This is a genomic window from Paraburkholderia sp. Ac-20336 (genome assembly GCF_017105025.1).
In the GTDB taxonomy this organism is placed as follows: Bacteria; Pseudomonadota; Gammaproteobacteria; order Burkholderiales; family Burkholderiaceae; genus Paraburkholderia.
In genome coordinates this window covers 39680-51069 of sequence record NZ_JAAGPS010000043.1, presented here as the reverse complement: position 1 = coordinate 51069, position 11390 = coordinate 39680, and the positions used below count along the sequence as shown (strand labels likewise).

At 59.7% G+C, this 11390-nt stretch carries 8 protein-coding genes, 1 tRNA gene and 1 pseudogene; 8 read left to right on the top strand and 2 right to left on the bottom strand.

The features are described from left to right. The 5 genes and pseudogenes from GXB81_RS15170 to GXB81_RS15150 form a co-directional block, all read left to right on the top strand. Nucleotides 1-798 (top strand): annotated as a pseudogene (locus GXB81_RS15170) (DNA-3-methyladenine glycosylase); the annotation flags it as partial. Between the two features lie 128 nt (nucleotides 799-926). Then, nucleotides 927-1898 (top strand): acetyl-CoA carboxylase carboxyltransferase subunit alpha, encoded by a 972-nt coding sequence (locus GXB81_RS15165; RefSeq protein WP_167045024.1) that lies wholly within the window; start codon nucleotides 927-929, stop codon nucleotides 1896-1898. Nucleotides 1899-1966: 68 nt separating this feature from the next. Beyond that, nucleotides 1967-3493: a tRNA lysidine(34) synthetase TilS gene (tilS, locus tag GXB81_RS15160; protein WP_205989654.1), complete on the top strand. Its 1527-nt coding sequence runs from the start codon at nucleotides 1967-1969 to the stop codon at nucleotides 3491-3493. Between the two features lie 432 nt (nucleotides 3494-3925). Then, entirely contained in the window at nucleotides 3926-5176 is a 1251-nt protein-coding gene (locus GXB81_RS15155; RefSeq protein WP_167045030.1) for an aspartate kinase, read from the top strand. 178 nt (nucleotides 5177-5354) lie between these two features. Beyond that, nucleotides 5355-5448 (top strand) — tRNA-Ser (locus GXB81_RS15150). Nucleotides 5449-5880: 432 nt separating this feature from the next. Here GXB81_RS15150 and GXB81_RS15145 read toward each other — a convergent pair. Then, nucleotides 5881-6792, bottom strand: a complete 912-nt coding sequence (locus tag GXB81_RS15145) for a LysR family transcriptional regulator (protein ID WP_205989653.1) — start codon at nucleotides 6790-6792, stop codon at nucleotides 5881-5883. A 203-nt stretch (nucleotides 6793-6995) separates the two neighbouring features. On the opposite strand from GXB81_RS15145, the gene GXB81_RS15140 reads away from it, so the two are divergent. The 3 genes from GXB81_RS15140 (at nucleotide 6996) to GXB81_RS15130 (ending at nucleotide 9753) form a co-directional block, all read left to right on the top strand. Continuing rightward, nucleotides 6996-8351: an acyclic terpene utilization AtuA family protein gene (locus GXB81_RS15140; RefSeq protein ID WP_205989652.1), complete on the top strand. Its 1356-nt coding sequence runs from the start codon at nucleotides 6996-6998 to the stop codon at nucleotides 8349-8351. Nucleotides 8352-8355: 4 nt separating this feature from the next. After that, nucleotides 8356-8676 carry a hypothetical protein gene (locus GXB81_RS15135; protein WP_205989651.1) on the top strand — a complete coding sequence of 107 codons (321 nt, stop codon included), beginning with the start codon at nucleotides 8356-8358 and terminating at the stop codon, nucleotides 8674-8676. Nucleotides 8677-8865: 189 nt separating this feature from the next. Continuing rightward, the gene (locus tag GXB81_RS15130) at nucleotides 8866-9753 is read left to right on the top strand and encodes a LysR family transcriptional regulator (protein ID WP_205989650.1); all 888 of its coding nucleotides are present in this window, start codon (nucleotides 8866-8868) and stop codon (nucleotides 9751-9753) included. Between the two features lie 171 nt (nucleotides 9754-9924). On the opposite strand, the gene GXB81_RS15125 is transcribed toward GXB81_RS15130, so the two are convergent. Continuing rightward, nucleotides 9925-11067, bottom strand: a complete 1143-nt coding sequence (locus GXB81_RS15125) for a porin (protein ID WP_205989649.1) — start codon at nucleotides 11065-11067, stop codon at nucleotides 9925-9927. Nucleotides 11068-11390: the final 323 nt, after the last annotated feature.

Here is an 11390-nt window from a genome sequence, read left to right as displayed (position 1 = left end):
GTTCGACGGCGCGAGCCCGCATGCCTCGATGTAGCACGAGTAGCCGAGGCCGCGCCGCTTGCCGTTCTTTTCCGAGGCCTGGCGGCGCGCGGCGAAGCCCTTCACGTCCGCGAGTTCGAGCGCGCGCTCGCGAGCGAAGTCGCGGTGCCGGTGCAGATCGGCGGTCTCGCGCCCGAAGTCACGCGCCCTGCGTATTGGGACAAGGCATGCGCGGACCTCGTCAAGCGCGATCGCATTCTCAAGAAGCTGATTCCGAAGTTCGGCCCCGTGCATCTGTTGAGCCGCGGCGATCCGTTCGTCACGCTCGCGCGCTCGGTGGTCGGCCAGCAGATTTCGGTTGCGGCCGCACAGGCCGTGTGGGCGAGAGTCGAAGCCGCGTGTCCGAAGCTCGTGCCGCAGCAGTTCCTCAAGCTCGGTCCCGAAAAGCTGACCGCGTGCGGTCTGTCCAAGCGCAAGGCCGAGTACGTGCTCGATCTCGCGCAGCATTTCGTGTCGGGCGCGTTGCACGTCGGCAAATGGACCTCGATGGACGACGAAGCGGTGATCGCCGAACTCACGCAGATTCGCGGTATCGGCCGCTGGACCGCGGAGATGTTCCTGATCTTCAACCTGTCGCGTCCCGACGTGCTGCCGCTCGACGACCTCGGCCTGATCCGCGCGATCAGCGTCAACTATTTCAGCGGCGAACCGGTCACGCGCAGCGAGGCGCGCGAGGTTGCCGCGAACTGGGAGCCGTGGCGCACTGTCGCGACCTGGTATATGTGGCGTAGTCTCGATCCGTTGCCGGTCGACTACTGAGAGAACAGGAAACGAGGCCGCGTTTCAAAGACTATCGCGCAGGCGATATCGATAGTTGCGAAAAGGCTTTGACATCGGCGCGCGCGGTTAGAATACGCGCTGCCCGGCAAGTCCAAGGATTACAACCAATGAAGACCACGTTTCTGGATTTCGAACAGCCGATCGCTGAACTCGAAGCGAAGATCGAAGAATTGCGCTTCGTGCAGGACGACTCGGCCGTCGATATTTCGGAAGAGATCGAGCGGCTGTCCAAGAAGAGCCAGCAGCTCACCAAAGATCTGTACGCGAACCTCACACCGTGGCAGGTTTCGCAAATCGCCCGTCATCCGCAGCGCCCGTACACGTTCGACTACGTGAGCGAGCTGTTCACCGACTTCCATGAACTGCATGGCGACCGCAGCTTCGCGGATGACCTCTCGATCGTCGGCGGCCTTGCGCGTTTCAACGGCCACGCCTGCATGGTGATTGGTCATCAGAAGGGCCGCGACACCAAGGAGCGCGCGCTGCGCAACTTCGGCATGCCGCGTCCGGAAGGCTATCGCAAGGCCGAGCGCCTGATGCGCCTCGCCGAGAAATTCGGCCTGCCGATCTTTACGTTCATCGACACGCCGGGCGCGTATCCCGGCATCGGCGCGGAAGAGCGCGGCCAGTCCGAAGCGATCGGCCGCAATCTGTACGTGATGGCCGAACTGAAGACGCCGCTGATCGCGACGATCATCGGCGAAGGCGGCTCGGGCGGCGCGCTCGCGATCGCGGTGGCCGACAGCGTGCTGATGCTGCAGTTCTCGACCTACTCGGTGATTTCGCCGGAAGGCTGCGCGTCGATCCTGTGGAAGAGTGCCGCCAAGGCGCCGGAAGCGGCGGAAGCGCTGGGCCTGACCGCGCATCGTCTGAAGGCGCTGGGGCTGATCGACAAGATCGTCAACGAGCCGCTCGGCGGCGCGCATCGCGATCCGAAGGGCATGGCCGCGATGCTGCGCCGTGCGCTTGCCGATTCGCTGCGCCAGTTCCAGGGCATGAGCACCCACGACCTGCGCGAACGCCGTTTCGAACGGCTGATGGCGTACGGCAAATTCAAGGAAACGACGCCGGGCGCCTAAGCCCGCGCGCGTTGGCCTGCTTCTTTCGTCAACCTTTTTCGTCCACCGGCGCTTCCCGCGCTCACGACGTGACCACTACCGCCGACTCATCCGCCGAGCGCCTCGTGATCGAGGCGCTCGGCGCGGCGCTGTCCGCGCTTGATGGGCGTGAGGTGTCCCATGCAGCGGACGTATCCCATGGCCGCGCGCGCATCGCCGTCGCATTCAGCGGCGGCGTCGATTCGAGCGTGCTGCTCGATGCGGCAGTGCGCGTCGCGGGTGCGTCGCGGGTGGTCGCATTGCATGTGCATCACGGATTGAGCCCTCGCGCCGATGCATGGCTTGCGCACTGCGAGACGTTTGCGCACGAACGCGGTGTCGAATTCGAAGCACAGCGTGTCGAGGTATCGCGCACGCGGGGCGTGAGCATCGAAGCCGCCGCGCGCGATGCGCGTTATCGCGCGCTCGATGCGATGTGCGCGGCGCGTGGCATTCGCACGCTATGGCTCGCACAGCATGCCGATGACCAGGCCGAGACCGTGTTGCTGCAGTTGCTGCGCGGTGCGGGGCTGGCGGGACTGGCGGCGATGGCGCCGGAGTTTCTGCCGTCGAACGCCGTGGCGACGCGCGTGCGGCCGTTGCTGCATCTGCTGCGCGCGCAGATCGAGCGCTACGCAAGCGCGCGCGGGCTGCGCTGGATCGACGACGAATCGAATGCCGACACGCGTTATGCGCGCAATGCGTTGCGCCATGAAGTGACGCCGGCGCTCGCGGTCCACTTTCCCGGCTTTCGTGACGCGCTGGCCCGCACGGCCGCGCACGCGGCTTCGGCGCAGCGTCTGCTCGATACGCTCGCGCGCATCGACATGGAAACGGCTTCGCGCGACGAGGGACGCGCGCTTGCACAGCACGCGCTGCTCGCACTCGACGACGAGCGCGCGCTGAACCTGCTGCGCTACTGGATGCGCACGCTCGGTTTCGTCGCGGCATCGAGCGCGCGGCTTGCCGATGCGCTGCGTCAGTTGCGCGAAGCCGGCGCGAGCGAGGACGGGCATCGTCTGCGTGTCGATCATGCGGGGCATGCGTTGCGCAGCTATCGCGGGGTCGTCTACTGGGAAGCGGGCGACAGCAGCGAGCCCGCCGACGAAACCGCGCTCGTCGAGCGCGAGGTCAGCGAACTCGTGTGGCAGGGGCAGGAAGTCTGGTATTTGCCGCAGTGGCGCGGCACCTTCGTGTTCGCCTTGCTGGATGCCACCGCCGATGACGTCACCGCCAACGCCAACGCTTCGAACAACTCAGCCTCGAATAAGCACGTCGAATCCGCGGACATCGTTTCCATCGCCGTGCTTCAGCGCGCTTCGCTCAGCGCGCGGGCGCGCTGCGGCGGCGAGCGTATGCGCATGGGTTCGCCCGCGGCACCCAGCCGAACGCTGAAGAACCTGTTCCAGGAGCGCGGCATTCCGGCATGGAAGCGCGACGTGCCGCTGCTTTATGTCGGCGATGAACTGCTGTTCGTGCCGCACATCGGCGTGAATCGCGCGATCTTGGGCGAAGCTGTGTCTGCGGACGAGGCGCGCGTGCGGATCATCTGGCGCGAAGACCTGCTGATTGCCTGAGCGGTTGGACGATCGCGCGATGGGTGCACGTTGGGTTCGCGAGGGGGCTGCGATTCACGCACGCAAAAGACGAAGTGGTGAAATAGGGCGTAAATCCACGCAAAACAGGCTCCTGCAAGCCCGATTCGACGCATTTGAACGGTCCTCGTGGCTTGTCTTTTTGCGCCTAATCAGGTACTTTAGCTTGTTTGCCCGACCCGATTTCGCCGTCGCTTTTGTCGCTGTCACCGGTTTGCGAGCGTGATCCGTCGTTGCCGTCCAGTTCCGACCCGCCATTAGCGATCTCATTCCCGGGCAAATCCGCGCGTGCTGCACGCGCGCTGCATCTACGCCGCCATACACTTGCCGCCGTTCACGAGACGTCGCCCCTGTGCTTTCTGTGCGGTCGTCTCCAGCGCGCCAGCGCGGTTTCTCTTCCAGTTCAGAACGACAATGGCACTCATCGTACATAAATACGGCGGCACCTCGATGGGCTCGGTCGAGCGCATCAAGAACGTCGCCAGGCGCGTCGCGAAATGGCACAAGGCCGGCCACAAGATGGTCGTCGTGCCGTCGGCAATGTCCGGCGAAACCAACCGCTTGCTCGGCCTCGCGAAAGAAATCACGACTCAGGCGAGCCCGCGCGAACTCGACATGATCGCCGCCACGGGCGAGCAGGTCAGCTCGGGTCTGCTCGCGATCGCGCTGCAGGAAGCCGGCGTCGACGCGGTCAGCTATGCAGGCTGGCAGGTGCCGGTCAAGACCGATAGCGCGTTCACGAAGGCGCGCATCAGCGAAATCGACGGCGAGCGCGTGCTGCGCGACCTCGAAGCGGGCAAGGTGGTGGTGATCACCGGCTTCCAGGGTATCGATCCCGAAGGCAATATCACGACGCTCGGCCGCGGCGGCTCGGACACCTCGGCGGTCGCGGTGGCGGCCGCGCTGAAGGCCGACGAGTGCCTGATTTATACCGACGTCGACGGCGTGTACACGACCGACCCGCGCGTGGTCGAAGAAGCGCGCCGGCTCGATCGCGTGACGTTCGAAGAAATGCTGGAAATGGCCAGCCTGGGTTCGAAGGTGCTGCAGATCCGCTCGGTGGAATTCGCCGGCAAATATCAGGTGAAGACGCGCGTGCTGTCGAGCCTGACCGATCCGCTGATGCCGCTCGGCGACGAAATGAAGTCGGGCACCCTGATTACTTTTGAAGAAGACGAGACCATGGAAAAAGCAGTCATCTCGGGCATCGCGTTCCAGCGCGACGAAGCTCGTATCGCCGTGATGGGGGTGCCGGACAAGCCGGGCATCGCGTATCAGATTCTCGGCCCGGTGGCGGACGCGAATATCGACGTCGACATGATCATCCAGAACCAGAGCGTCGACGGCAAGACGGCGTTCACGTTCACGGTCGGCCGCGGCGACTACCAGCGCGCGATCGACATTCTCAGCAACCAGGTGAAGGCGCATGTGCAGGCCGAGCAGGTGCTGGGCGACCCGAAGGTGTCGAAGGTGTCGGTGGTCGGCGTGGGGATGCGCTCGCACGTCGGCATCGCGAGCAAGATGTTCCGCACGCTGTCGGAAGAGGGCATCAACATCCAGATGATCTCGACGTCCGAAATCAAGATTTCGGTGCTGATCGACGAAAAGTATATGGAGCTCGCGGTGCGCGCGCTGCATAAGGCGTTCGAACTGGATCAGGCGTAAATTGCGGAAATAGCGGGGCGCGGAAGCGCCCCGTTTGTTTTGTGCCGCCGATGTGAACAGATTATGTCGCTCATCTCGCTGCTGGCACAAAAAATGTTCTCCAGACATTGACCTTATCGGCACGGCCCGCTATTATCTTGGCTTCGTCGCACTGACTCCCTGTGCGACAGAAAGTTTGGGAGACGTGGCCGAGAGGTCGAAGGCACTCCCCTGCTAAGGGAGCATCTGGGCCAAAACCTGGATCGAGGGTTCGAATCCCTCCGTCTCCGCCAGAAATGGCGGTGGAACCCCGCAGAGTCAAGGCTCTGCGGGGTTTTGTTTTTCTGCGACCCACAAAACGACCATCAAATGATCGCCGGATTCCGGTGGACCTTCTCGGCATCTCCGGCGCCGACTGCGTTGGATTCGAAATTCGTTTCCATCTTCCTATACGCTATTCATCGACGCTACCCAGCCTGTCGGTCGGCGGGGATCGCACGCGTCGACGAAGTCATTGCCGAAGGTCTCCGACGCGTGCTGGAGTTCGTGTCTCCTACTGGATTCCCGAGCTCCACCAACACGCAATGAAAACATCGCGCTCAAGAGTGAAACGATGTCCGAAAATCGCATAACCAAGGAGGTTTCCTGTAACCATACGAAAGTGTAATTTGTCCTCCTTTTTACTTCATTCGCGACTTCGTATGCGGTCAATGGGCCTCACTCAGTCAATGCGAGCAATCCACGTCTTTCGTCACTAACCTTTGGTGCATCGCCTCTACAAACCGTTCAGTCAGAGGCGGTAGTGTTCTTCCGCGTTTCTTTACGATGGCAAGCGGCCTAATAAAGCCAGCATCGTCGATGTGCCTAATCACAAGACTGGGCTCTGTTCGCACCTCTCGCGAGTTCTCCGGCAAAATCGTCACACCCAGTCCCGCGCGTACCATCGCTACGGCGGTTGTCATGTAGGTAGGCTCGGATGCGACCTCCGTCACATTGCGCAACGTTCCAAGCGCCGCGTCAACCACCGCGCGAACGCCAGTACCGGGCGCCATAAGGACGAGTGGGGATTGAACGAGTTGCTTAAGATCTACGAGGCGCTTCTTCGCTAGTGGATGCGATTTGGGCAAAACGGCAACTAGCCTGTCGACCCCGGTGTACAGCGTCTCCAACGACGGGTCGAGGATTTCTCCACCCGTGAGGCCGATGTCGACTTCTTCGCTTTGCACAAGAGCGTTCACCATCCCAGCTACAACGTCCCGAATCAAGAATTCTGCACGAGGGACATCCCGCCTCGTCTCTAAAATCAACTCTGGCAGAACGCTTGCCGCAAATGTCGGAAGGCAGGCGATGCGTATGGTGCCGCTCTTGCCATCCCCAAGCGCGCGCGCGTCCCGAAGTACGTTCTCCATTTCGCGCAATGACCTGTGCAATAGCGGCAACAGTTCGCGCCCTGCAGGCGTCAGGGCGACATTGCGGCTGTTGCGGTCTAGCAGGCGCGTATAGATCGCCTCTTCGAGTCGCCGTATCTGAACTGTCAAGGCTGGCTGTGAAAGGTGCAGGCGCTTTGCGGCACGCGTGAAGTTGCCTTCCTCGACCACAGCTACAAGCGCGCGGATGTCCCGGAGGTTTACGTCCATGGATTAAATTACAATTTGTTATTGATTCAATAAAATCATTTCAATTGTGTAATTGCTTCTCTTAACTTACGCTGGTGGACATCAAAAAGCAAGGCGCAGCAGTGTTGCTTCATTGAGTTCTATCGGCCAGCGATCCCGGTTCATTTAGCCGGCGATCTTCCGGACATCTGTCATTTTCAACAACGCTTCGAGGTACTCTTGCCGTGGTAACGACTTCCTCTCACAGACGCGTGCGAATAGGCGCGGGCGCGGGCTACTCTGGTGATCGCATCGAACCCGCGGTCGAGCTTGCGACTCATGGCGCACTCGACTATCTCGTGTACGAGTGCTTGGCGGAGCGTACGATTGCCCTCGCACAGCAGGCGCGTCGGAATGACCCTGAGCTTGGCTACGACCCCCTACTTGAAGCGCGCATGAGGTCGGTACTGCCGACAGCAGTCGCCAATGGCGTGCGTATCGTTAGCAACATGGGTGCAGCAAACCCGCGCGCAGCTGCTCGCAAGACGGCTGCGATTGCACGCTCGCTCGGCATTGAGGGTTTGAGAATCGCAGCCGTCACCGGTGACGACGTTCTTGATGCGGTACTGGAATCCGGGCTGTGCTTCGAGGAAACGGGCGACGAAGTGAAGGCATACGCGGACCGGATTGTCTCCGCGAACGCCTATCTCGGCGCAGCCCCCATTGTTCGCGCTCTGGCTGCACGGGCGGACATTGTGTTGACGGGTCGCGTGGCCGACCCGTCACTCTTCGTGGCGCCGCTGATCCATGAATTCGGCTGGAGCATGGACGATTGGGATACGCTTGGACAGGCCACTGCTGTTGGCCACCTTCTTGAGTGCGCCGGCCAAGTGACGGGTGGCTATTTTGCTGATCCGGGCTACAAAGACGTCAGCGGTCTCGCAACTCTTGGCTTTCCCATTGGGGAAGTCAGCGACGACGGTACGGTTGTCATTACGAAGATACCTCAGTCCGGCGGCTGTGTTACCGAGGCAACGTGCAAGGAGCAACTGCTCTACGAGATCCATGATCCAAGCCGATATTTCCAGCCCGACGTTGTCGCTGATTTCTCGCAAATCAACATCACGAAGGAAGCCCACGACCGCGTACGTATTTCGGGCGGACGCGGATCCCCTGCCACAGATACTCTGAAGGTCTCTGTTGCGTATGTTGACGGCTATATAGGCGAGGGGCAGATCTCCTACGGTGGCCCCGGTGCGGTAGCGCGTGCACGCCTTGCGCTCGAGATCGTTCGCGAGCGTCTTGCGCTCACGGGTGTTTCCACTAGCGAGTTGCGCTTTGATCTCATCGGCATCAACGCTCTATATGGCGAATCAATAAGTAGTTCGTATAACGAGCCTTTCGAGGTGCGAGTACGCGTTGCCGGACGAGTGTCGAACGCTAGAGATGCAGCGCGCATTGGCAACGAAGTCGAGACGCTCTACACCAATGGTCCCGCTGGCGGCGGCGGGGTGAGCAAGGCAACACGCGAAGTAATTGCTGTGCAGTCCGTGTTGTTGCCCCGTGAATATCTGTCTCCTACTTTTGAATTTGTGGAGTAATTCAGTGAAGCTTCGTGAACTTGCCCATGGCCGCACAGGCGATAAAGGAAACACGTTGAATGTGTCAGTCATCTGTTATGACTCGACGCACTACGCTCATCTTCGCGATCAGTTAACGCCCGAGCGCGTAAAAGCACATCTCGGGGACGTTGTGAAAGGTGATGTCCAGCGCTATGAATTGCCGCTTCTCGGTGCATTAAATTTTGTCCTTCGTCATGCACTAGGGGGCGGCGTCACGCGCTCGCTCGCGCTCGATGCACACGGGAAATCCATGAGTTCTGCGTTGCTCAATATCGAGATCGATGATCCCTGCATCGGTCGCTGAAGTGCAAGGTTAAAGTACTCGACGCTCTGCCGAAGAGTTCGGGAGACCTCGTTCCCGACGATTTCTCTCGTTCGTATAGAACCCTTCTTTTCGTCTGATAGCGACGCGGTATGAACGAGTCGGCATTCTCCACTCCCAAGGAGCCAGAAGCTTGCCTGCGAGCTAATCATCTTCGTTGTTGGTATCAATATGCGTCTCCGCCATATCGAGATCTTTCATGCAATCATGCAGGCCGGTTCGCTTTCCGGAGCGGCTGACCTTCTGAGCATTTCACAACCCGCAGCTAGCAAAATACTTGCGCAGGCCGAGCATAGTCTTGGCATAGCTCTCTTCAAGCGTTTGCCGGGCGGTCTCAAGCCGACTCCCGAAGCGATCCTGCTCTTCCAAGAAACGAAGAGCCTGTACTCGAGCCTTGAAAGGGTAAGGAATCTTGCTCGCAATCTCTTGTCTCATCCGGGGGGGCTATTGCGTATAGGCTGTATCCCCAGCCTTGGCTTAGGCCCTGTTCCGCAGGCCGTCGCCGACTTTGCACGCCTCTGTCCGGGCGTTTCTATCAGTCTGCGCACGGAGAACAACGAAACTCTTTCGGCGCTGCTCCTAGCTCAGGAGATCGACGTCGCGGTCGCTTTTGAGCCAACTGCAAGGGCGGGAATTGCCATCGAGGAGCTCGGCAAGGCGCGAGCCGTATTCGTAGGACCTATAGGCGCGGGTTACGAAAACCGTCAGGAACCAGTCCATCTCGTCGACTTGGACTTTAGCAAGTGGATAGGTTTGGATTCTACTGATCCACTGGGATTAAAAATAAACTCCACGCTCGCGAGTCTGGACATGCGCAATTGCGCACCCATGATTGAAGTCAAGACCTACTACGTTGCGAAGGCGCTCGTGGATAGCGGAATGGGCTTCACAATAATTGACGAATTTACCGCCAAGGCTGCCGGGGGAAGTAGCCCCGTGGTCCAACTCCAGCCGGAGATGTCGATCGGCGTGTATGTTATGACTTCGTCGAGCAATCCTGGAACGCAAGCCCTTAAGGTACTAACGCAGCAACTCGCAAAGCGGATGCAAAATCCATAGATCAGTGAATCGCAAGTGACGAGCTGCATCATCTCTCGCTCCATCAAACAGAGCTTCGTAACGCTTTCTCTGTAGCGCTCAGGCCGTTGGAATAGCGCCAACGGTAGTTGCGTGAGCGGCCACCTGGCCGGCACTTGTTCGAAGTGAACTGCAGCGCCGGCCTTTGTTTCGTTAGAACTTGTGCCTGATGCCAACCACGAACCCAGTCTGGTCATAGCCCGGAGCAGCGGTTCCGTATCCGGTGACCCCGAGGTTGGAACCATTCTTGTTGCGCGCGAAGGCCGCGTTTGCATACAGGTCGGTCCGCTTCGAGAGGAAATAGTCGGCGGACAAAACGGCCATCCATGGATCGGCATTGGTCGCATGCACGTCTTGGTAGTAGGCCGCTCCGGTCAGCGCGAATGCCGGTGTGACAAAATATTGAGCGCCGGCCCAGAACACGCTGGCAGTTGTAACATCCGAACCGTTTTTCACCGCGATCGGATTGGTCGGCAGGAAAGCATTGTTGGTCCAGAGATAACGATATCCAGCGAAACCCTTCACCGGCCCGAACGTGTACGTCGCGGCCGCTGAGGCACGCTTTTCTGTGTCCGTATTCGTGGCCACTGTATTGCTGTTGCGCTGCTCGTACAGAACGCTCGCTGCGAGTGGCCCAGAGGCGTAGGTGAGTGAGCCGCTGAAGAGGCGCCCGGTTAGCTCCGCGCCTGGAACTTCGCTGCCATAGCCGGTATCGTAACGCGTGCTGTACATTGCCGCGGCGGTGATCGGGCCGAACTTGCCGACATACTTGATCGAATCATCGGCCCGTCCTGCAAAGGCGGAATCGACTGCCAACGAGGAGTAACGCGTTGCTGCACCAAACGGATCGAAGGAGATCGCCTGGTCAAAGAGCAGCGTGTTCTGCCGGCCGAACGTCAACTGGTGGTTCTTATAGGCCAACCCGACCCATGCTTGACGTCCCCAAAGCCGTGCAGTCGTCGTCGGATTGGTGCCTAGGCCTTTCGTGGATTGCGCAGTAGTGCCATCATTCACATTGAAGCCGTCCTCGAGATCGAAGATCGCTTTGGCACCTCCACCGAGATCCTCGACGCCTTTCAAGCCCCACCGGGAACCCGAAAAATTCCCGGAGGCAAGTGCAGTCTGCGAGCCTCCTGTCGTGGTGTTGTTCACGTAGGCAATACCAACGTCGACGATGCCGTAAAGCGTAACGCTGCTTTCAGCGTTTGCCGACGCCGGCGCGCCACACAGACCGATCGCAGCGGCAGCACCCAACACGTATAAAGGCTTACCCAGTGCATTTTTATTTTGATTCATGTGTGTTTTTTCTCCAAACGGTTTAACTACATAAATATATGGACTACTAATTTTTTTGAAAAAATGGAGCGCTAACCGATATCTCCAGCGGTAGGTAACACGTGATTGAGTTTGCTTTGAGCTAGTGCGTGCTTCCCTTGGAGCACAGGAACGTTCCGAAATCACCGGGTCTTATCACGAGAGAGACTATCGCGAGCCCGGCCCGCCATGGCCGCGCTTCGCATACCAATCGCAGCAGCAAATGGTTTGCTCCTGGCTGGAAAATTGCGAAGCGCGACATCGGGGTTTTCCATCAACAGATTTGCTGCACCCTGAACCGCTTT